23 protein-coding genes and 1 pseudogene are annotated in these 19039 nt (G+C 61.5%); 5 read left to right on the forward strand and 19 right to left on the reverse strand.

Features of this window, described 5'->3' with window-relative positions:
• Positions 1 to 12: 12 nt before the first annotated feature.
• Positions 13 to 219, forward strand: a complete 207-nt coding sequence (locus OKW78_RS13765) for a heavy-metal-associated domain-containing protein (protein WP_128904660.1) — start codon at positions 13 to 15, stop codon at positions 217 to 219.
• Here OKW78_RS13765 and OKW78_RS13770 read toward each other — a convergent pair.
• Complete coding sequence (locus OKW78_RS13770) at positions 216 to 2492, reverse strand: cation-translocating P-type ATPase (RefSeq protein ID WP_128904659.1); 2277 nt, start codon at positions 2490 to 2492, stop codon at positions 216 to 218. The two genes, OKW78_RS13765 and OKW78_RS13770, sit on opposite strands and share 4 nt — an antisense overlap.
• A gap of 131 nt (positions 2493 to 2623) precedes the next feature.
• Between OKW78_RS13770 and OKW78_RS13775 the strand changes: the two genes are divergently transcribed.
• The gene (locus OKW78_RS13775; RefSeq protein WP_128904658.1) at positions 2624 to 3178 is read left to right on the forward strand and encodes a winged helix-turn-helix domain-containing protein; all 555 of its coding nucleotides are present in this window, start codon (positions 2624 to 2626) and stop codon (positions 3176 to 3178) included.
• A 2-nt stretch (positions 3179 to 3180) separates the two neighbouring features.
• Here the strand turns inward: OKW78_RS13775 and merA are convergent, their stop codons facing one another.
• Complete coding sequence (gene merA, locus OKW78_RS13780) at positions 3181 to 4635, reverse strand: mercury(II) reductase (protein ID WP_210113825.1); 1455 nt, start codon at positions 4633 to 4635, stop codon at positions 3181 to 3183.
• Positions 4636 to 4713: 78 nt separating this feature from the next.
• On the opposite strand from merA, the gene OKW78_RS13785 reads away from it, so the two are divergent.
• Complete coding sequence (locus OKW78_RS13785; protein WP_128904656.1) at positions 4714 to 5058, forward strand: helix-turn-helix domain-containing protein; 345 nt, start codon at positions 4714 to 4716, stop codon at positions 5056 to 5058.
• Between the two features lie 101 nt (positions 5059 to 5159).
• The gene (locus OKW78_RS13790; RefSeq protein WP_128904655.1) at positions 5160 to 5714 is read left to right on the forward strand and encodes a peroxiredoxin; all 555 of its coding nucleotides are present in this window, start codon (positions 5160 to 5162) and stop codon (positions 5712 to 5714) included.
• Positions 5715 to 5756: 42 nt separating this feature from the next.
• Here the strand turns inward: OKW78_RS13790 and OKW78_RS13795 are convergent, their stop codons facing one another.
• The 9 genes from OKW78_RS13795 to OKW78_RS13835 form a co-directional block, all read right to left on the reverse strand.
• A complete protein-coding gene (locus OKW78_RS13795; protein WP_128904654.1) occupies positions 5757 to 6917 on the reverse strand; it encodes a hypothetical protein in 1161 nt (386 codons plus the stop codon).
• Between the two features lie 171 nt (positions 6918 to 7088).
• On the reverse strand, positions 7089 to 7625 hold the full coding sequence (locus OKW78_RS13800; RefSeq protein WP_128904653.1) for a hypothetical protein: 537 nt from the start codon (positions 7623 to 7625) through the stop codon (positions 7089 to 7091).
• A complete protein-coding gene (locus OKW78_RS13805) occupies positions 7622 to 7777 on the reverse strand; it encodes a hypothetical protein (protein WP_198530094.1) in 156 nt (51 codons plus the stop codon). The genes OKW78_RS13800 and OKW78_RS13805 overlap by 4 nt, the downstream gene beginning before the upstream one ends.
• Positions 7777 to 8463, reverse strand: coding sequence for a DUF6166 domain-containing protein (locus OKW78_RS13810; RefSeq protein ID WP_128904728.1), 687 nt, complete (start codon positions 8461 to 8463; stop codon positions 7777 to 7779). Before OKW78_RS13810 ends, OKW78_RS13805 begins: the two co-directional genes overlap by 1 nt.
• Before the next feature lie 155 nt (positions 8464 to 8618).
• Positions 8619 to 8918 (reverse strand): hypothetical protein, encoded by a 300-nt coding sequence (locus OKW78_RS13815; RefSeq protein ID WP_128904652.1) that lies wholly within the window; start codon positions 8916 to 8918, stop codon positions 8619 to 8621.
• Positions 8919 to 8971: 53 nt separating this feature from the next.
• The gene (locus tag OKW78_RS13820; protein WP_128904651.1) at positions 8972 to 9193 is read right to left on the reverse strand and encodes a hypothetical protein; all 222 of its coding nucleotides are present in this window, start codon (positions 9191 to 9193) and stop codon (positions 8972 to 8974) included.
• A 73-nt stretch (positions 9194 to 9266) separates the two neighbouring features.
• Complete coding sequence (locus tag OKW78_RS13825; protein WP_128904650.1) at positions 9267 to 9938, reverse strand: RNA polymerase subunit sigma-70; 672 nt, start codon at positions 9936 to 9938, stop codon at positions 9267 to 9269.
• Between the two features lie 39 nt (positions 9939 to 9977).
• Entirely contained in the window at positions 9978 to 10256 is a 279-nt protein-coding gene (locus OKW78_RS13830) for a hypothetical protein (RefSeq protein WP_128904649.1), read from the reverse strand.
• Positions 10257 to 10275: 19 nt separating this feature from the next.
• Positions 10276 to 10680 (reverse strand): DUF6166 domain-containing protein, encoded by a 405-nt coding sequence (locus tag OKW78_RS13835; RefSeq protein WP_210113826.1) that lies wholly within the window; start codon positions 10678 to 10680, stop codon positions 10276 to 10278.
• Between the two features lie 122 nt (positions 10681 to 10802).
• On the opposite strand from OKW78_RS13835, the gene OKW78_RS13840 reads away from it, so the two are divergent.
• Positions 10803 to 12167 carry a restriction endonuclease gene (locus OKW78_RS13840; protein WP_210113827.1) on the forward strand — a complete coding sequence of 455 codons (1365 nt, stop codon included), beginning with the start codon at positions 10803 to 10805 and terminating at the stop codon, positions 12165 to 12167.
• Between the two features lie 36 nt (positions 12168 to 12203).
• On the opposite strand, the gene OKW78_RS13845 is transcribed toward OKW78_RS13840, so the two are convergent.
• The 8 genes and pseudogenes from OKW78_RS13845 to OKW78_RS13880 form a co-directional block, all read right to left on the reverse strand.
• Positions 12204 to 13154 carry a helix-turn-helix transcriptional regulator gene (locus tag OKW78_RS13845; protein ID WP_210113828.1) on the reverse strand — a complete coding sequence of 317 codons (951 nt, stop codon included), beginning with the start codon at positions 13152 to 13154 and terminating at the stop codon, positions 12204 to 12206.
• A 44-nt stretch (positions 13155 to 13198) separates the two neighbouring features.
• A complete protein-coding gene (locus OKW78_RS13850) occupies positions 13199 to 13783 on the reverse strand; it encodes a hypothetical protein (protein ID WP_210113829.1) in 585 nt (194 codons plus the stop codon).
• An 82-nt stretch (positions 13784 to 13865) separates the two neighbouring features.
• Positions 13866 to 14262 (reverse strand): annotated as a pseudogene (locus OKW78_RS13855) (hypothetical protein).
• Positions 14263 to 14334: 72 nt separating this feature from the next.
• The gene (locus OKW78_RS13860) at positions 14335 to 14700 is read right to left on the reverse strand and encodes a hypothetical protein (protein ID WP_210113830.1); all 366 of its coding nucleotides are present in this window, start codon (positions 14698 to 14700) and stop codon (positions 14335 to 14337) included.
• A gap of 6 nt (positions 14701 to 14706) precedes the next feature.
• Positions 14707 to 15207, reverse strand: a complete 501-nt coding sequence (locus tag OKW78_RS13865) for a hypothetical protein (RefSeq protein ID WP_210113831.1) — start codon at positions 15205 to 15207, stop codon at positions 14707 to 14709.
• A 109-nt stretch (positions 15208 to 15316) separates the two neighbouring features.
• Positions 15317 to 15739 carry a hypothetical protein gene (locus OKW78_RS13870; RefSeq protein WP_011222452.1) on the reverse strand — a complete coding sequence of 141 codons (423 nt, stop codon included), beginning with the start codon at positions 15737 to 15739 and terminating at the stop codon, positions 15317 to 15319.
• A 120-nt stretch (positions 15740 to 15859) separates the two neighbouring features.
• Positions 15860 to 18223, reverse strand: a complete 2364-nt coding sequence (locus OKW78_RS13875; protein WP_011222451.1) for a cation-translocating P-type ATPase — start codon at positions 18221 to 18223, stop codon at positions 15860 to 15862.
• A 59-nt stretch (positions 18224 to 18282) separates the two neighbouring features.
• Positions 18283 to 19032, reverse strand: a complete 750-nt coding sequence (locus OKW78_RS13880) for a helix-turn-helix domain-containing protein (protein WP_004594502.1) — start codon at positions 19030 to 19032, stop codon at positions 18283 to 18285.
• Positions 19033 to 19039: the final 7 nt, after the last annotated feature.

A 19039-nucleotide genomic window follows, 5' to 3' on the forward strand; every position in this document is an offset into this window, starting at 1 on the left:
TTACAGGCCCGTATGGAGCGAAAGACGATCGCCGTCATCGGGATGTCGTGCAACGGGTGCGAACAGAACGTGGAGACCGCCCTGCGAAACCTCGATGGTGTAAATCGGGTCGAGGCCGACCACGACGCTGACACGGTCGACGTCGTCCTCAAGGATGGAGTCTCAGACGACGACGTGAACGCGGCAATCGAACAGGCTGGCTATGACGTAAAGGCTTAATCGGCTGTCACTCGGCCGTCTCCACGCTCGCCGTCGGTGCGTTCTTTGAGAGCGAATTCGGTGTTGACACCCTCACCGGAGAGGAGCTGACCAGCGAAGCTGTTGGCGAGGACGGCCGAGACGGACAACACCATCGCAAGCATCGCGAACACCGGGTGAACGAGCCCCGTGGTCGCGGCGGCGACGCCGATGCCGTTGAACGCAAAGGCCGTCACGAGATTCTGGCGAGTCTTTCGATAGCTCTCGTTCCCGATCTCATAGGCGTCCATCACGCCGCCGAGCCGGTCACCCATCAGGACGATGTCCGCCGATTCGATGGCGATGTCGGTCCCGGCGCCGATGGCGATGCCGATGTCCGCCTGTGTGAGTGCCGGCGCGTCGTTGATGCCGTCGCCGACCATCGCCACGCGGTGGCCGGCTTCCTGCAGGCGACCGATCTCCTCGCGTTTCTCGTCGGGCAACACGTCGGCCATGACGCGGTCGATACTGACCTCCTCGGCGACCGCGTTCGCGGTGCGCTCGTTGTCCCCGGTGATCATCACGGGCGTAATGCCGGCGTCGCGAATCCGCCGGATGGTCTCGGCGGCGTCTGCTTTGATTTCGTCACCGATGCCGATCAGGCCGAGTAGGTCACCGTGACGAACAACTCCGGCAACGGTGAGGCCGCGGCCCTGAAGTCGCTCAATATCGTCGCTCCTCTTCGAAAGGTCAATCCCCTCATCGCTGAGCCATCCGGGTTTCCCGACCAACACGTCGTCGCTGCCGACGATCGCTCGGACGCCCTTGCCGGTCACCGAGTCAAAGACGTCGGGATCCGCGTACTCGACATCTCGCTCGTCAGCGAACTCGAGGATCGCATCGGCGAGCGGGTGTTCGGAGAAGGCCTCCGCGCTGGCCGCCGTCGCGAGTACGTCTTCCTCGTCGGCGTTGAACCCGACGACCGCACTGACGGCGGGTTCGCCGACGGTGATCGTGCCGGTCTTGTCCAGCACGATGTGGTCGACGTCGGGGAAAATCTGGAAGGCGTCGCCGGAGCGCATCAAGATGCCACGGTTCGCTGCCTTCCCGCCACCCCGAATCAGGGCGAGCGGTGTTGCCATCCCAAGCGCACACGGATAGCCGAGGACGAGGACCGCCAGCGCTGCGAACGCCCCTCGCTGGACATTGGGGTCTGCCCCCCACGCGAGCGGTGCGACCACCCAGAAGAGGAACGAGAGCGCGGCAATCGTCAAGACGCCTGGGACGAAGTACTTGAGGACGCGGTCGGCGAGCTGGATAATGCCGGGTTTCATCGCCCGCGCCTCCTCGATCTCGCGTGCCACCTGATTCAGGAACGCGTCCTCCCCGGTTGCAGTCACCTCGATAAGCAGCGTCCCGGTCTCGTTGACGCTGCCACCGATCACCGTGTCGCCGACCGTTTTCTCCTCGGGGATGGACTCACCGGTGGCAACCGACTCGTCGACCGTGGACTCTCCCTCGACGACCATCCCATCGACGGGGATGTTCTCGCCAGGCTTGACCCGGACGTAGTCGCCGACGTTGAGGTCGTCGAGGGGGACTTCCTCGACGTCACCGTCATCACTGACGCGGCGTGCCGTGTCGGGCTGGAGGTCGAGAAGGCCTTGGACGGCTTGGGAAGCCCGCGTGCGGACGATGAGGCTGGTGTACTCCGAGAGGATGTGGTAGGTGGTGATGAACACGGCGACGGCGAAGAAGTGGACGGTCGGGAAGCTCGGGAAGACAAACAGGCCGAGTAACCCCCCGAGGAGCCCGGCGAAGGCGCCCGCTTCTAGGAGGACGTGCTGGTTGAAGATCCTCCGACGAAGGCTCTGGAACGCCTTCTGTTTGATGTAGCGCCCGGGACCGAACATCGTCCCGAGCGCTAGCCCCAGCGTCACCAGGTCCATCGCGAGCGATGCCGACTCGAAGCGTCCCATTACGAGAATCATCCACCCCATCAGGGCTGCGACAACGAGAGATGCGCCGCCAGCGATGAGGAGACGCCGCTTCCCGTCGGTGAGTTCGGCCTGCTGCTGCTCGTATCGTTTTGCCTTGTCCGGATCTCGGATGGTGTAGCCGAGGTCCCGGAGTGTGTCCTTCACCGCCACCTCGCTCAGGCGGTCATCGTCGTACTGGACGAGTACCTCCTCGTGGGCGAGACTCACGTCGACGTCCTCGACGCCGTCGGTCCGGGCGTAGGCCTTCTCGATGCTCTCGGCACAGAACGAGCAGGACATTCCCCCGACGTTGAATTGTTCGTGTGTCGTTCCCATCGTGAGTGGTGGTTATCGCGCGACGCGGAAAATCATTACGACAATAATTATAGCGGTATCAAAGTCCTAATACCGATGTCGGGAGAGTGGCGTTACTCTTACTGTCGTTGTTCGCCTATCTCCTCACAAGAATGGCGCTCCTCGAATCTGATGTGCCGATCCGCGAAGTCGTGACGACAGACCCGGAAAAAGCGAAGGCGCTGGAGAACGACGTCCGGGCGAAGATCCTCGATATGCTCGCGACCGATGAACTGACGATCGAGGAGATTCACGACGAACTGCATCGTCGCGGCGAGGAGAAGGCGGAAACAACGGTCCGCCACCACGTGAATGTCCTGAAGGACGCGGGGATGGTTGAGATCGCCCGTCTCGAGGAAGCTGGTGGGGGGACGCGGAAGTACTACAAGTCGAACACGCGAGTCTTCTCGTACGAGCTCCCGGAGGGTGCCGACGAAACCCTTGCAGGGGCGCAGTCCACCGCATCCGAGGAGCTGACATCCCTCATCGAGACGTTGTACGCGGACCACGGTACTGAGATCGAGGCGGTCGCCCGCGAGATGAAACCCTGTGAATACTGCGATACCCAGCACTACGAGGAGTTCATCGTTCGCGAACTTTTGAACCGTGCCCTCATCGAACTGGGCGAGAGCGGCACGCTCGAGGACGTGTTCTCGACCGACGACTGACCTCACTCGATACAGCAGCTCATTTTGGACGTATCCCGACGGAACGCCTGACAGGCCTGCTTGAACGCCTCGGAGAACGTCGGGAACGGGTGGACAGTATCGATGATGTCGTCGACGGTCAGTCCGAACCTCACAGCCAGCGTGGCTTCCATAATCATGTCGGCGGCACGCGGCCCGACCATGTGGACACCGACGATTTCGTCGGTCTCGTGGTGTTTGACGACCTGGACGAGGCCGTCAGTATTCTTCACGGCTTTCGCCCGCGGCACGTCCGCCATCTGGACGGTCCGGCACGAACAGGTGCCGTGCTCGTCCATATACTCGAGTTCGGTCGTCCCGACGGCGGCGACTTCGGGGCTGGTGAACACGACTGCGGGGACTGCATCGTAGTCGATGCTGACGCCCTCGTTGCCGAAGGCATTCTTGACGGCGTGATTGCCCTCCTTGGCGGCGACCGTCTCCAGTTCGGGCTCGCCGATCACGTCGCCCGCCGCGTAGATGTCGGGATTCGTCGTCTGGAAGTACTCGTCGACACGAATCGTTCCATCGGGGTTCGTTTCGACCCCTACCGTTTCGAGACTGATCTCCTCGCTGTTGGGCTGGACCCCGGTCGCGACGAACAGCGCGTCGCCGGTGACCGTTCGCTCAGTGCCGTCGACGGTTGTTTCGACGGCGACGCCCGACTGGATCGCTTCGGCGCCGCCGTCAGCTGCTGGCCTGCGGACGCGCCGGAAGTCGTTATCGGTGAGTATCTCGATGCCTTCCTCATCGAATGCACGCTGCATCTCGCGACCAAGTTGGCCTTCCATGTCCGAGAGGACGCGCTCGGAGCGCTGGAGAATCGTCACGTCGACGCCGACACGGTGGAGGATCTGGCCCCACTCCAGCGCGATGTACCCACCACCGAGCATTAGGATACTCTCGGGGAGGTCGCGCTCCTCGAGGATGGTTTCGCTCGTGTAGTAATCGACCTCCTCGAGGCCGTCGATGGGCGGCGCCCACGGTGAACTGCCAGTCGCGACGAGCGCCTTCTCTCCAGTAATGCGCGCGCCCTCGTCGGCGCCGTCGACGACCTCGATGGTTGTGTCGTCGACCAGCTGGCCGTACCCCTCGTAGATGTCGGTCTCGAAGTGCTCGGCGACATCGACGTAATTCTCCCGCCGGAATCCCTCGACGAGGTCGTCGGTCCCGTCGAGTGCGTCGGCCCAGTCGACAGTCGGTTCCTCAGGGTCTCGAACGGCGTCGAAGGGATTCTCCGACGCTGCAGCGCCGCTCTCGGCGACGGCAAGCAGATGCTTACTCGGGACACAGCCGACGTTCACGCAGGTTCCGCCGATGGGCAAGCCGGTGTTCACCATCGCCGTCGAGAGGTCCCGTCGGCTCGCTTCAGTGATCGCGGCGAAAGCTGCGGCGCCACCGCCGAGAATCACGAGATCATAGTCGGATGTGTGAGTCATCTATACCGAAACTTTACGACGGGAAGTTCTTATACTCCAGAGTCCGAAGCTATAGAGTAGGTTGGAGGCCACGAAGCTATGGCAGATACTACTTCACCGGCGCCAACGTGCGATGTTGAGGGGACGTGCTATTGTCCGCTCACAGGAGTTATCGACACGTTGAGCCGAAAATACGCGATGCAACTCGTCAGTATCATCGGCGCACACGATTCGCTGCGGTTCGCGGAGATCGAGGCGCACCTCCCTACAGCGAGCACGTCGACAATCTCGAAACGCCTCGACGAATTCGAGGAGGCAGGGATCGTCTCACGGACGCAGTACAACGAAATTCCGCCACGCGTCGAATACGCGCTAACTGACGAAGGGGATGAGATTCGTTCGAGATTAGAACCCCTTCTTGAGTGGGCGACGGCGAACTCCTGACGTACGGATTCCAGTGAATTTCATCCCACATTTGAGGCTACTCCATTCAGGTGGGGGTGTTAGCCCCAAGACTATCCTTTCTTCGTGTGCTACTGTGACGCATGATAAACGAGGGAGCGTCTGCACCGTCATTCACTCTTCCAGGTCTCCGTGACGGAGAACAAACCGAGTACAGCTTGGATGAGACAACTGCGGATGATCGGGCTGCGTTGCTAGTTTTTTACCCATTTGATTTCAGTCCTGTTTGTACAAACGAACTGTGTGCGATCCGCGATGCAGAGTGGTTTCAGCTGACGCCGGCGCTCGATGTCTGGGCAATTTCTGGGGACAGCGTCTACGCCCACCGAGCATTCGCCGAGGAATACGGCATCAATTTCCCGTTACTTAGTGATAGTTCCGGGCGGGTTGCCGAGTCATATGATGTCTGTTATGACGAATGGGAGAACCACGAGCGCGTTCCACAGCGTGCCGTGTTCCTCATCGATTCGGAGCAAACGATTCGATACGCTTGGGCCACAGAAGATGCACTCGAGAAGCCGGATTTCTTCCCGGTTAAAGACGCTCTTGATACGCTGGAAGCGGAACGCGATGAATTCGGTCCTGATGATGTCGAATTAGTCGTCGAATATAACGAGGAACCGGAACCGCTCACGTAAACGGCTGTTTGAGGACAGTTTCAGTGAACGCCGCTCCGACAATCAGCCCATCGCCTCTTGGAACCGCTCACGCAGCGCATCTTCACGCTCCTCGAACTGGTCGACCTTCTCCTGTAGATCATCGCTGACGCGCTCGATGCTCGCGAGCGCACGCTCGCCGGCGAGCGACGCCTGCGACCCGTCGTCGCCGTCCGCCTCGAGCTGCTCCTCGTAGGCTCGCTCGACGCGCTCGATGGTACCCTCGGGGTTGAACAGGATGTCGTTGGCCGTGCGGACGTAGCCGTCCAGCGACGCACCCTCCTTGCCCTGGAAGAAGTGAGTGAGCGCGTACGTCGCGCCGGAGTGCAGCGTCCACATATCGATCTCGAACGGCGACGCAGCGTTCGCCTCGGCATCCTCGGCAGCACGCTCTGCGAGATAGTCCGGGAATCCCAGCAGGCTGTAAAACTCGGTGACGGTGAACGGGAGCTCGGAGAACTCGAGATCGATCTCCTGCGCATCTCGGATGAATTCGAAGAGGTCGTCGGCGACGAGTTCGACCTGGGCGAGAATCTCCTCCCACCAGGTCCGGAAGTCCCGAACGTCCCCGACGTGCTTGATGACTTCCTTGTCGGTGAGCGAGCGCATCGAATTCGAGCAGTACCCGTCCTGAGCGAATCCCTCGACGTAGACGGCGTGCTCACCGAAGAAGTCGTAGCCGGAGGTCACGCCCATCGTGATCGGGTCTGACCGCCCGGGCAGCCGGACTTCGAGGCCGTCGAACATCACGTCCATATGGACCTCGCCGCCGCCCCGGTAGCGCCGGATCTCGCCGAACATCACGTTCCCGAGCGGCGACCCGTCGATGGTCTCCTCGCGAAGGACCTCTTCCAAGGGCCTGTACACATCCACCGGGTTGATGATCGCGTAACTGTCCGTGGGGACGTGAAATAGTGGGTCTGCGTCGGGCTCGCCGTCTGTCGCGTGGTCGCGCGCTCTTGTCGGCTCGACCAGGGCGTTGAAGCGCTCCGTTTCGACCCACTCGTCGGAGTAGGGATTCCGGTATGCGACTGTCGTCTCGACGGCCTGCGGGAGGTCACGAATCGTCTCGGCGAAGGACTTCGGTTCGTCGACCGTTTTCTTCCGGCGGTACCAGTCGGGTAGTTCTGTATCGGTTCGTCCGTCGACGCCAGCGAACACGGTTCTGGATTCTGGGTCTTTCATTGCAGTCACCTCGAAATCGAATTCGTCGCTCGCGACGGCGCTCTCATCACGCGCCCTGCGCCCCTCTCACGGGCGCAAAAACAACCACTCTTAACCAACGCCCCGCCCACGAATCCAGTACTGTTGGTTAAACATCTGGACGGTCTCGACACCTGGCTTCGGCTCTTCAATTCACTCGTCGGCGTGGCGTCGACGGCGCACCTGTTCAGGATTCGGCACCCACGGATGTGCGTCCCAGCAGTGCAGGGCGTGCTCTTGTGCCGTGTCGAACAGCGCCTCACACGACCCACACTCGTAGGCGGTGTCGGACCACGGTTCCGTGACGAACATCGCCGTCACCGTCGATCTGACTGGATCTGGTGCGGCCGACCGCTGAACGTAATCATAGCCGATCACTGTCCGTCGACGAAGCGCCGACTGTGCCAGCCGTTCGGGCCGGTCTGCTGGGAGATACACCCAGCGGACGAACGCCTCTTCTGAGTCCTTCGCCGAGGGTTGAAGGATGAACCATCGGTTGTGCTCGTCGCGGAACAGATACCGCTCAGTGCCCCGGTTCTGGAGATAGAGCGGATCACCACGACCGGGAATCAGCCGAAGTCCCACTGACGGCGAGATCGGGGTGAGGAGTCGCTCTTCCAGTGAGAGCGAGCCGGACTCTCCGGATGATGTCTCGCTCTCGAAGTCATCAAGCGTCGCTTCGCCAGTCATGATTCGCCGGGATTCGTCTCGTCTGTGTCTTTCCCAGCTGTTCGCTCGTGCCGGTCGTTGTATCGCTTGAGTTCTCGGCCGATGCACTCCAGCGCCGTGACAGCGCGTTCGATGAGCTGGTACGTTGCTCGCGAAAGTCGGAATTTCTCCATCAGTTGGCCTCCTCTGGCTCGACGAGGTCGTTACTCTCAGCGACGAGTGCCTGAACGGCAGAGACAGGGTCGTTCTCGACCGGAAGTGTTCGATGGTCAAGCGGGGCGGGATACGCCCGGTCCCCCTGCGCACAAAGTATGATCAACCACTCTTCGCTCCCTTTGGCGCGGACGACGTAGTGGTCGATATCTCGACGTTGGAAGACTGTCCGATCTGTCCGGCTCACCGCACTCCAATTCGCCGGCAGTGACGATGACGGCGCCCCACCATCTGGCGTGAGTGCTCGGTACTCTTCGAATTCGGCGAGTGCCGCCTCGATATCCTCCCCGGTGAGGTGCCAGCAGTCGGCCGGGCCATCACACACCAGCTGACTGACCACGTCGTTGCGGAACTGGATGTAGTGTTGCTGGGCGACAGTTTCGTTGTCGGTGTAATCGAGGAGGAGCACACAGGCGAGCTGTGCCGGTCCGCTTCCCGTATAGCCCCAGTCGAATTCCGCCGGGCTATGCCGCACGAGACCGAGACTTCGATTTGGGGAGAGGCGTTCGTGTGCGGTGAGGTTCAGGACCACTGGCGTTCCGTCGACACGCATTCCGACGTACTCAACGCAGTCTGCACTCGCCTGCCATCGCTCACTCGCATCCTGTACGACTGCTCGTGGGTCGGTAGTCGAATTCATCTCCATCGGTTGCATGCGGGCGTTCGGATTCCCCGCACCCTGCTGGGGGTCGAAAAACTACCACCGGCTATTAACCCCTCAGCGTCGCTTCAAAGTTAGAACTCAGACTATTATAGTTCAAACTATAACATTTCTACAGATAACTAATCAATAGGGACTGTTTATTCTTCGAATAGACAGCGAGCGGCTGCATCGTCGCCAGCGAGGGTCTGCTGATCCTCGTCCGTATCAGCGAAGAGTGTTGACTGATCTCCTTCGGTTGATTGCTCAACTGCGGGTCGATCGTCGACGCCGAACACACTGGCCTCGGGCCGATCAAGACGTGAATCCCGGTCGCGATGATCCACGTCAGCACCGAAGTCCTCGAGTGAGGTCTCGACGCTCGTTTCAGTTACTTCGAGTTGGCCATCGTCGCCGAATGCGGTCTGTCGTTGAATTTCGATCTCGGCTTGATCGCTCATCTCATTCGAGCCTCCACCCACCGAGGCTCCGACAGACATCCCCGAGTGCTGCGTCAATTGTCTTCTGCGCGAATTTCGCTGGCCCGATCTTTGAGCCGGCGAAGAATCGGGATCCGTTGCTGATTCGCATTCTCGTAGGCGACGCAGGCTCGCAGCGTCTCCATGTCATGAATCGTCGCGATACCAGCATTGATGAGACGGGTATTTGGCGGTTCGAGACGCTGTTTCGGTGTGAGAGCGTCTGATTCGACGGATAGATCTGACGAATCGCTCATTTTTGTTCGCCTCCGCTCTCTCAAGGCGGCAACAAACAGCGGCCAGGCCCCTCCCAGTCGAAGAAATCTCCTGTCAGAACTCCACGTCAGTTTGGCGGTAGTTCGCGTCAGTGTCGACGCTGTCGTACATACGGCCGAGCATGTCGAGCGCTGACTGGAAGTGCGCGTAGTGCTCGTTTGCGAACGCCACAGTTTCTTCGAGTGGGATGACAGGCCGTCCGTCGACCATCTCGGCCTCGATCTGTGGCCGCGGCTTGAGTACCACCTGTATCGAACCATCGAGGTCGGCAGCAGGCAGGCGTTCTTCCGCAGTCGGGATTTCGAACCGATCGAAGAACGCCGTCCAGGCATCGAGGTCAGACTCGTGGACGGCGATGAACAGCGGATAGTCCTCTGGGTCGCGAGCGACCTGGTAGCCACCGCGAGTCCAGACGTAGACCGCATCGATGCCAGTGTATGCATACTCCATCCCCGTGAACTGCGGGAGGACATAGGCTTCTGAGATCGACGGCGGCGAGATGTCCGCTGACGCTGTCAGGAACTCGAGACCGGCGTCTCGGAGCGTCTGATCGATGAGATGAAGCCCATCGTCGTACGCGACGTATCCCGCCTCCTCGAGGCTATTCACGACGCGACGGATCGTCTCCCGGTTCTCGTCGATCTTCCGCGCGACGCCTGAGATGGAATCGCCTGGATCAAGCGCGAGGATAACCTTGAGTTCCTTCTCACCGCACACTTCGTACATCCTGCGGCTACACAATTCTGTGCAATAGTCAAAAAAGTACTATTCGTGTGGGTCGGCTGGCTGGATCTGGCGAGTGTCCTCAGCGAGGTCGTGGATATACTCGCGGAGGGTTTCCATATCCTCGCGGGCGTCTTCGAGCGTCTTACCCTTCACTTTGGCCGTGATCTTGTCTTGATCGCGGGTGCCAGTACCGCGAGTGAGTTTGACGGTGAGTGAGACGCCGACATCGCTTCGCTCGACGTACTCGGTTGGCACCTGACGCTCACGGTTCTGTTGCGATTCTGAGTCCACACGAGGCTGCTGAGTGTGTTCTGACATTGATTGCGCTCTGTGATCGTTAGTTGACGGACGGTGCGACTGGGTCGTCGACTATCTCATGAAGGGTAGCATCTATCTCGCGTCCGGTGAGTCGCCAGCAGCCGTCGGGTCCTGTACACTCTAGCTGGCTCACTACTTCGGTCTTGAACGCCTTGTACTCCGCAAGCGCTACCTCCTCATCGTCGGTGTAATCGAGCAGGAGGGCGAGTGCGAGTTGGGCCGGCCCGCTGCCACCATATCCCCATTCGAAGCCCGAAGGACTGTGATTCGCCAGCTCGAGACTCCGCTCTGGCGTGAGCTGTTGTTGGTCTGATTGCTTCTCGACGATGGCGCGGCCTCGACGACGGTAACCGACGTAGATGACGTCGGGATCAGCCGTGGTCCGTGACTGTACGTGTGAGCGTGGGTCGCTGATTCCACTCATAGGTTGGTTCGCGGGAGGCTCGTTTGATCACCCCCGCACCCCTCTCGGGGGTTCATAAACAGGACGGCGAAGCGTTCGGCAACGTATTTGACAGTTGCAACGTACTGTCCAGGTATATCGGAATGGCTGTACTGGACGACCTCTCGGGATTCGAGTTCGAGGACTTGATGGAGGACGTCTTCCGGAACCTCGGCTACGAAAACGTCCGCCAGGCCGAGCGGACGGCCGACGAGGGGCGCGACGTCATCATGGAGGAGATCGTCGACGGCACGCGACGGGCGATCATCGTCGAGTGCAAGCACACCGGGACGGTCGGCCGGCCGGTCGTCCAGAAGCTGCACTCGGCCATCGCGACGTTCGACTTCGACGGCCCGAAGCGAGGGATGGTCGCCACCACAGGTCGATTTACGAACCCTGCCGAGGAGTACGCAGATCGGCTCCAGCGGAACGATGATCCCTTTCCCATCGAGCTGATCGACGGCGAGGACCTCCGGGAGATCGCCGACGAGATCGGTCTCGATCTCTACAACGGCCGCATCGAGATCCTCTGTGACGAGACGCTCCGGCCGTACGACCCGGCGGCGGATGTCGACGCACCTGTCCAGGAGGCGTTCCGCGACATCGAGAACATCGAGGCTGCGGATCTGCCGGTGCCGCACTCGCAAGTGACGTTCCGACCGGTGGTTGCGATCACCGCCGACACGAACGCTGTATTCGAGACCTCCGTCGGTGTCATCCACCGGATCAACGACCGCACACAGTTCGTTGTCCACGCTGAACGCGGCCATCCGAAGGTGGCCAACGACGATGTCGCGACGCTGGTCACCGAGAACTTCCACGCGACGGTTCCCCTCGATAGCGGGCAGTTTACCGAGGTATTCGACGACGTCGATGAGCGCCGGTTCGGCCAGACCCAAACGGAGTACAAGGAGTGGGCTGTTGACCGCCTCCAGGACTACCACACGACGACAGTGACCTACACCGGCGACAATAACGTCACGTACAACAAGACGTGTGAGCCGAATCTCTCGGACATCTCAGTGCAATCGATTGAGCCGGTGTATCTACCTGAGGTTCGACAGACGACCGACCTCGGAGAGTACACCTATCCCTACGAGTACTACGCGGCAGGGCCGTCCAGAGTGACCGAAGAGGACGGCATCCATCGGTGCGTCCACTGCGAGACGAGTGGCGTCGACGAGACGTACACCTACTGTCCGAACTGCGGGGCGATCGCCTGCGACACCCACAGCAAGACCGAACGGCTCGAAGGGGAGCCGGTCTGTACCGGCTGTGCGGTGACCGAACGGTTCGCGCTGAAGACGAAGTACTTCTACGACGAACAGAATCTCGAGGCGTTCCGCGAGGAGTACGCCGAGATGCCGATCCACGAGAAGGCGATGGAGAACAAGCTGCTGGCTGGCGGGAGCGTGGTTGCGACGCTGCTGCTCGTCGTCGGACTACTCGTGATCGGCGGCATCATCTAACCCGTCGCAATTTTCCGCTAGGCTGCGGGGTTACTGTTAGGAGACTCCGTACTGCTCTTTGAGTGCCATATATTCGTCCTTCTTTGGGAGGATGACTGGCAGATCATCTGTCCTGTCGAAGTCGCCCCGAAGTGGCCGATACAACGCTTTCATAGTGGATTCCAGGTCGTACCACCGTGCGGTCTCGACGAGTGTCTCCTGATCGATGTCCTCCGCCTCGATCAGTAGCATCGAATAGCTGACGCGCCGGGATCCGCTATCCAGAAGGAGCGTATGGCATACGACTTCAGCAGGCGTTAGCTCCTCGTCCGGAGCATACCAGAACGGAGGCTCGCCGGCGAGGAAAAACTGTAGACCATACGCTGCAAACCGGCCCAGTCCGGTCATCTCCCAGTCCGGAGCTGCTTGGAGTGCGTCCGTATCCTCGTCGGTCTGCAGGCGAACGAGTGCTCGCTTCGGATCGCACCACGCGATCGTGGCACTGGGGGCGATTTCCCGGACTCGTGCTCGATGTTCGTGTTCTACGGCGGCCTGAGCGAACGCCAACAGCGGCGAGACCTCGTCATGAAGGGCGTACTTCGGATCGGATCTGGAGAGTAGTGCTCGGTGCTTGAGCGGCGATAACGCGCTGTGGACGCCTTGTCGAGTGATTCCGAGCCGGTCTGCGATATCAGCGATGTAACGTGGTCTATCGAGATACCAACACACGCGGAGTGTGGCTGGGGAGAGCAGTTCCGTCCAGTCCACGTGGCTGAACTCCGACTGCAGCGTTCGATACGCTTCGGCGACGGGATGTTCCGCGATGCGGACACGACGCTGATTGCTGGACCCACGGGTTTCTGTGAGCATTCCCCCTGCGAGCAATTCGTCGAGTACGTCGTACAGATGTTCTCGTGAATATCCGGTTTCGGTCGCGAGTTCCTCCGGTGTTGCTTCACGGCCGGTCCTCAGCGCGTCAAGCACAGCGAGTCCGGCCTTCGAAATCATCTGGGTCTTTCTAAATCCTAAATATATAAATACGATTTGGGATTTTACTTGACGATAGCTTCGTCCCGAACCAGTTCTGCGAGCGCGTCCTCGAGCGACCCGTGGAACTGCCAGCTCGCCTGCTCGAAGGCCTCGTCGGTCGGGCCGTCCCAGCGGGGGAACGCGGAGTGACCGCTCACTTTGACGGTCCACTCGGTCGGCTCGTCGAACGGGTTCTCCGTCGGGAGTTCGACGACGTAGAGGTACTCCTCGTCGCCGTGGATGCCGTCGGCCGGATTCTCGACGCCGTGGCCCAGCAGGAACAGCGGCTGGTCGAGATGCTCCATATTGGATGGCTCAAGGAGATCCGCTGGCTGAGCCGCGTCGATCGTTCGCTCTGGGTCGCCATCCAGATAGAGGTCGACCGTCGAGAGCTTGTCGAGGAACACGAAGGTCGCCGCCGTGTAGCCCGGTCCGCGTTCGGCGCGGGTCGCATCGAGCAGCTCTTTCAGCTGTGCGAGATCTCGGAGGACGCTCCCCGGGTAGCCGTCCGAATGCCGGTACACCTGCGCGACGCGGTCGGCGCTGCCATCTGTCTCATCGGTCTGTTCGACTCGTTGGACGAATCGGAGTTGGCTCCGTGTCGACATCGGTACTCGCCGGCGCGTGTGCGCCGGCACCCATCGCCGGCGCTGAAACAACACCACACAGTCGTAGCGGGATTGCAATCCGTTACGCGAGATGTGACACCTCGTCTGGTTCCTCCACGTCGTCGAATTCACCACGCTCGACCGGCTCCCAATCCTCCCCAGGTGCTGGACTCCACCAGTCGACTTTGTAGGCCCCCGGTGCCCCGAGGATTTTCACCCGTGCCGAGCCGTCAGGCAGGTCGCGACGGAGCTTCTCGTCGACGTGAAGGTTCCACGTCGAGTCGGTATCGAAGCACGCGAGCACAGCCTCCTCGTAGCCACGGTTTTTCTCGGGACTCTCGGAGGACGACTTGCGTGTTACAGTTCTTGCAGAACACTCCCTCGAAGGGAATGTGGGTGAACACTTCCTGCCCGCAGACGGGGCACCAGAGGAACTCGAACAGTGCCTCGCTGTGTCGGTCGAGTACTTCGAGACTCATTGTTGGACCGACCCGGTTCGACCGGGTCACTCTCTCCGCCCCGGCCGAAAAACACCCTGCGTGTGTACGTTCTCAGCGTTCAGGGCCGTAGACGATGCGCGATGGGGCTTCGTACCCACAGTCCGGGCAGTCGTACCAACGCTGTACCGTCGCTCCATCAGCTGTCTTCTCGCCGACGAGAACGTCATCGTTCGGACACTCCGGACAGCTCAGTTCGGGCGCTGGCCGCTCCCGAAGTGCATCTCGGAACGTCGTCGCCTCCTTCGTCTCGAAGCCTCGCGACCAGACCGGGTAGCCGTCGACGAGGATCGCCCCGCGCCACTTGTACCGGTATGAGTCCGGCGTCCGGTGTAGGACGGCGCGTGCTCCGGTCTCGGTGTTCCGATACGCGAGTGTTGGTGTACGACTCTCCCGGGACCAATTGGTGATTCTGGGCATTGTCAGTCAGAAGTGAACGTCTGCGGGGACGATCCAGAGCGTCTGGCTGTCCTCGTCTTCCTCGAGGACACGATCGAGCTGATCGCGGTGGCGAATCCCCATCGCGTGCTGGTCGTACATCGGGACTGATGGTCCCTCGTAGGCGCCGACCTGATGGAACGCATGTCGGGCGAGATCCTCGTCGCGCATGATCGCCTCGTCGCTGAGCTCGTCGAGCGCCTCCTTCACCCGGTCGAGATTCCGCTGAAACTCCTCTTTCGTGGCCTTCCAAGCCCGGTCGATCAGTTCACCACCCTCCTCTGAGTTTATCGGTGCTGCCGTCGGCAGATCTCCCCAGCGAGCCTTCCCGGCGACCGTCGTATCCTCCTCGTCGAAAGTACAGTAGTAATCAAACACGGCGCAGCCGTGGGGATTCGCCCCGACGAGACGGTCGAAGACTGCTTTCCCTTCGACCAGAGCGTCGTGCCGTGTCGGTGCCTCGACTAACGCGTAGATGACCATATGCATCTTTGTTCACCTCGGAGCGCCGACTCACCGGGCGCTGCTCGGCTTTGTCTGCTCGGTGCGCCGGCACCCATCGCCGGCGCTCGAAAAACCTCGCTTCGGGAGACCGCGTTCAGGAATCGGCAGTCTGCTCGACGGTGATCGTCAGGTCGCCCGACTCGTAGTCGGCCTCGAAGTCGGTGCTGAACGCGTCGGAGTCGTAGGCGGCGTGGTAGGCACGGTGCAGTTCGAGCGACCCGGTCGCCTTGAAGTGGAAGAACGCGGCCGCCGTGTAGGGTTGGCTCTGGGTTTCGATCTGCGTCTCGACAGAGGCCGGGAGCGCGATTTGTGGTGTGTCCGTATCGATACTCGTAGCGAACGCCTTCGCTTCCTCGACGGTCGCCTGCGAATGTGCGGGTGTCTCGCCGGTGAGCACGTTTACCGGCGTCTCGGTATCGTCAGTGAACAGGACATCGTGGAAGGTGCGCGTCCCGAGGACTGCGTCGGGACTTAACTCGCAATCGTGGAGTGGATCGTCGTCTGGATTCTCGGGCATCAAATCAGAGCCTGCGGTGGGGCTCAGTCTCTACTGCCCCAGACAAACTGCAAATTGTCTCGATAGAGCGCAGGAAAGTCGCGAAAGAGGAGCGTCCTGCCCGCACTTCCCGCCGCAGAGTCAGGTGTCGGAGAACCGATCGGGCTCGATTCGCGACAACCGCATCGCGTTCCCGGTGACACCGAGGCTCATCCCCATATCACCGACAACGACCGCCAACGCAACGCTGACCAGCCCCAGTGGCACGCCCAGCGCGAGCAGGAACTTCACGCCGAGACTCGCCCAGATGTTCTGCCGGATCACCCCGTTGGCCGTATGCGACAGGTCGTACAGGTACGGGAGTTTCCCGACGTCGTCGCCCATCAACGCAATATCGGCCGTCTCGAGAGCGGTGTCGGTGCCGGCCGCGCCCATCGCGATGCCGACCTCCGCGGTGGCGAGCGCGGGCGCGTCGTTGATGCCGTCACCGACCATCGCGACATCACCGTACTCTGCCTGTAACTCCTCGACAGCGTCGACCTTCTCGTCGGGCAGGAGTTCTGCGCGATACTCGTCGACCCCGACCTGCTCGGCGATTGCGCGGGCGGTGCCCTCGTTGTCGCCGGTGAGCATCACCACGCGCTCGACGCCCAGCTCGTGCAGGCGTTCGACGGCCCGCTTCGAGGCCGGGCGAACCTCGTCGGCGATGGCGATCGCACCCAGCAGTTTCGACTCCGTCCCGACGATAACGACAGTCTTGCCCTCCCGCTCCAGCGCGGAGAGGGCATCCTCGGCGAACGCCCCGTTCTCGCCCTCGGTCGCCTCTTCCGTCATAACGCCGCCGTCCGTCTCGCGGCGTGCCCGAGCGAGGTCGAAGCCCAGTTCCTCGAAGAGCGCGGGCTTGCCCGCATAGTACGTCTCGCCGCCGATCTCGCCGCGGATGCCCTTCCCAGTGAGGCTCTCGAAACCCGTCGGGTCGGGCAGGTTGCCCACGCCCGCCTCCTCAGCACGGGCGAGAATCGCCGTAGCAATGGGATGCTCACTGCGCTGCTCCAGCCCAGCGGCGCGACGGAGCAGATCGTCCTCCGTAGTGTCACCCACCGGAACGACGTCGGTGACGGCGAGTTCGCCCTTGGTGAGCGTCCCGGTCTTGTCGACGGCGACGGCGTCGACCTCGCCCATCGCTTCCAGGTAATTTCCGCCCTTGATCAGGACGCCGTTCTTCGCGGCGCTCGTGATGCCCGACACCACCGAGACGGGTGTGGAGATGACGAACGCACACGGGCAGGCGATCACCAGCAGCGTGAGCCCACGGATGAACCACGTCTGCCAGTCGCCCGCGAAGGTGAACCCGTAACCGGCTAGGTCCACCGCCACCGGATCAGCGATAACCAGCGGCGGGATAGCGGCGGTCAGGATTGCCAGCACGACGACGAGGGGTGTGTAGTAGCCGGAGAAGCTGTCGACGAACTGCTCAGACTCGGTCTTCTTCGCCTGTGCGCCCTGTACCATTTCGATAATACGCGAGAGCGTCGAATCGCCAGCGGTCGAGGTGACCTCTACCTCGAGGTACCCCTCTTCGTTGATCGCGCCGGCGTACACCTCGTCGCCGGTGGTCTTGTCGACGGGGACGCTCTCGCCCGTGATCGGCGACTGGTCGACTGCACTCTCGCCTTCGATGACCGTCCCGTCGAGCGGAATCTTGTCGCCAGGGCGGACGACGACGGTCTCGCCAACGTCGACCTCCTCGACGGAAACGGTCACTTCCTCACCATCGCGACGGACGGTCGCCTCGTCGGGCGAGAGTTCCATCAGCTCGCGCAGAGAATCCCGTGCCCTGTCCATCGCATAGTCCTCGAGCAGTTCGGCGATGCTGAACAGGACGGCCAGCGTCGCGGCCTCGACGAAGTAGCCGATGCCGGTTGCGGCGATGATCGCTGTCCCCATCAGGAGGTCGATGTCGAGGCTTCGGTTCTTCGCGGAGTAGTACCCGCTGCGGACGACCGGGATGCCACTGGCCGCGACGGCACCGAGGAACAGGACATCTGCGATGTGTAGCGGGTAGTCGAGGATGCTCGCTATCGCGACGTTCTGGCCGGTGAGAAGGAACTCGAAGACTAGACCAAGGATGACGAACGCTGCGCCGAGCCACGTCTTCTTCGCGCGAGAACTCGTCCAGACCTCCGAAGGTGGCGCGATATCGACGCCGTCGGCAGACTCGTCGGTTTCGTCGTCTGCTCCGCCGATCACGTCATAGCCGGCGGCTTCGATCGCCGCGACGACGTCGGCTTTGGTAGTCCGGTCCGGATCGTACTTGATGGTAGCTGTCCCGGTGGTCGGCTGGAGCGTGGCCTCAACGACGCCGTCGACGCGCTGGAGGCTCTTGTCGACTTTTTGCGCACACGACGGACAGTCCATCTCGGGGACCGTGAGACGGGCAGTCAACTCCCGCTGCCCGCCGCCGTTCGGTGGTCCCGCTGTATCCACATCGGAATTCTCTGTCATCACCTCACGGTAGGAGCGGGAGTTCGATATGTCTTTGTTGGAATATTCCAACCGCGGTGTCAGTGCGATGCCAGCCGTTCTTCCGCTACCCGCTCGCCGGCGACGTGTTGCTTCGCCAAATGTTCTTCCGCCCGACGGAGCCGGTAGGTAAGTGTTGACCGAGGCACGTCGAGATGCTCGGCCAACTCGCCGACATCGACCTCGCGGGGCGACTCGTAGTAGCCGTGTTCGACGGCGGCTTGGAGGGCGGCTTCCTGCGCCGGGGGTAATCCGCTCGGTGTTTCGTCGCTTCCTCCAGCTGCTGTCGTCGTGTCCGCGGTGCGGAGCATCTCCATCTGAGCGCATTCTTCGACGGCAACCTCGAGGGAGTCGAAGAATGCCGCCACGTCGCCGTCGCCCGAGTGGATGAGTCGCCACGTGTAGTGGCGGCCCTCATGACGGGTCTCGAACAGCACGCCGTCCCCGAGATGGTCGCGGGCGATGTGGGGAACCGAGGCGCAGGTGGGGGTTCGCTCCCAGTCGGAGTAGAGGACGAGCGTGTCGTCCGTGCGGTCAAGGACGCGGGTGGTCTGGGTGGCGCCGCAGTCCTCGGTGGCGAGACAGTCGGCGTAGTAGTCGCTGTTTCGAAACGCGTCCTCGATGGCGTCGAGTGCGTCCGGAGTGCCGGTGGCATGGTCGACTCGCCAAAGTTGGTCGGCAGTCGCGTGCAACGAAAGCGAGCGGACACGGGCGTCGGGGTAGTCGGCAAGGGCATCCGCCACCCTATTGCACCCCGGCTCGTATTCGAGGGCGAAGACGAGTTCGCGCATACCCCGT

Source organism: Halorubrum sp. F4 (assembly GCF_027257195.1).
Lineage (GTDB): Archaea > Halobacteriota > Halobacteria > Halobacteriales > Haloferacaceae > Halorubrum.

Bases quoted from the DNA above. Each gene is read 5' to 3' on its own strand.
- OKW78_RS13820 (WP_128904651.1), bottom strand. From the start codon at position 9,193: ATGAGCGATTCGTCAGATCTATCCGTCGAATCAGACGCTCTCACACCG.
- OKW78_RS13800 (WP_128904653.1), bottom strand. From the start codon at position 7,625: ATGACTGGCGAAGCGACGCTTGATGACTTCGAGAGCGAGACATCATCC.
- OKW78_RS13825 (WP_128904650.1), bottom strand. From the start codon at position 9,938: ATGTACGAAGTGTGCGGTGAGAAGGAACTCAAGGTTATCCTCGCGCTT.
- OKW78_RS13765 (WP_128904660.1), top strand. From the start codon at position 13: ATGGAGCGAAAGACGATCGCCGTCATCGGGATGTCGTGCAACGGGTGC.
- OKW78_RS13845 (WP_210113828.1), bottom strand. From the start codon at position 13,154: ATGATTTCGAAGGCCGGACTCGCTGTGCTTGACGCGCTGAGGACCGGC.
- OKW78_RS13805 (WP_198530094.1), bottom strand. From the start codon at position 7,777: ATGGAGAAATTCCGACTTTCGCGAGCAACGTACCAGCTCATCGAACGC.
- OKW78_RS13830 (WP_128904649.1), bottom strand. From the start codon at position 10,256: ATGTCAGAACACACTCAGCAGCCTCGTGTGGACTCAGAATCGCAACAG.
- OKW78_RS13840 (WP_210113827.1), top strand. From the start codon at position 10,803: ATGGCTGTACTGGACGACCTCTCGGGATTCGAGTTCGAGGACTTGATG.
- OKW78_RS13795 (WP_128904654.1), bottom strand. From the start codon at position 6,917: ATGAAAGACCCAGAATCCAGAACCGTGTTCGCTGGCGTCGACGGACGA.
- OKW78_RS13770 (WP_128904659.1), bottom strand. From the start codon at position 2,492: ATGGGAACGACACACGAACAATTCAACGTCGGGGGAATGTCCTGCTCG.
- OKW78_RS13775 (WP_128904658.1), top strand. From the start codon at position 2,624: ATGGCGCTCCTCGAATCTGATGTGCCGATCCGCGAAGTCGTGACGACA.
- OKW78_RS13870 (WP_011222452.1), bottom strand. From the start codon at position 15,739: ATGCCCGAGAATCCAGACGACGATCCACTCCACGATTGCGAGTTAAGT.
- OKW78_RS13865 (WP_210113831.1), bottom strand. From the start codon at position 15,207: ATGCATATGGTCATCTACGCGTTAGTCGAGGCACCGACACGGCACGAC.
- OKW78_RS13785 (WP_128904656.1), top strand. From the start codon at position 4,714: ATGGCAGATACTACTTCACCGGCGCCAACGTGCGATGTTGAGGGGACG.
- OKW78_RS13835 (WP_210113826.1), bottom strand. From the start codon at position 10,680: ATGAGTGGAATCAGCGACCCACGCTCACACGTACAGTCACGGACCACG.
- OKW78_RS13860 (WP_210113830.1), bottom strand. From the start codon at position 14,700: ATGCCCAGAATCACCAATTGGTCCCGGGAGAGTCGTACACCAACACTC.
- OKW78_RS13850 (WP_210113829.1), bottom strand. From the start codon at position 13,783: ATGTCGACACGGAGCCAACTCCGATTCGTCCAACGAGTCGAACAGACC.
- OKW78_RS13815 (WP_128904652.1), bottom strand. From the start codon at position 8,918: ATGAGCGATCAAGCCGAGATCGAAATTCAACGACAGACCGCATTCGGC.
- OKW78_RS13880 (WP_004594502.1), bottom strand. From the start codon at position 19,032: ATGCGCGAACTCGTCTTCGCCCTCGAATACGAGCCGGGGTGCAATAGG.
- OKW78_RS13875 (WP_011222451.1), bottom strand. From the start codon at position 18,223: ATGACAGAGAATTCCGATGTGGATACAGCGGGACCACCGAACGGCGGC.
- OKW78_RS13790 (WP_128904655.1), top strand. From the start codon at position 5,160: ATGATAAACGAGGGAGCGTCTGCACCGTCATTCACTCTTCCAGGTCTC.
- merA (WP_210113825.1), bottom strand. From the start codon at position 4,635: ATGACTCACACATCCGACTATGATCTCGTGATTCTCGGCGGTGGCGCC.
- OKW78_RS13810 (WP_128904728.1), bottom strand. From the start codon at position 8,463: ATGGAGATGAATTCGACTACCGACCCACGAGCAGTCGTACAGGATGCG.